Source organism: Domibacillus sp. 8LH, assembly GCF_038806185.1.
GTDB lineage: Bacteria > Bacillota > Bacilli > Bacillales > Domibacillaceae > Domibacillus > Domibacillus indicus_A.
Genome location: NZ_JAVJNG010000302.1, coordinates 1 through 241, shown reverse-complemented (window position 1 = coordinate 241; position 241 = coordinate 1). Strand labels below are relative to the sequence as shown.

Here is a 241-nt window from a genome sequence, read left to right as displayed (position 1 = left end):
GGATAGGAATGACTAAGTGCTTGGTAGGCAGCTAATTTACTGTCAATTTTTGCCTGATAAAAACTGTTCCAGTCGCGCAGACTTTGATCAATAGGCAGACCATGCAGGGCTCGTAAAAACTTTCCAGCCTGACAGCCCAATTCATACAAGACAGAATCCGGCAGATCGGAAGCCATTTCATTCATATCCTGACCTTCCACCCATTCATAAAGGGTGTAGACTGACAAGTCATCCACCCAAC

General features: G+C 45.2%; 1 protein-coding gene. It reads right to left on the bottom strand.

All coding sequences use genetic code 11. The features are described 5' to 3' along the window. A partial coding sequence (locus RG959_RS24810) for a phosphotransferase (protein WP_342799364.1) occupies positions 1-227 on the bottom strand: 227 nt, incomplete at its 3' end. Positions 228-241 lie beyond the last annotated feature (14 nt).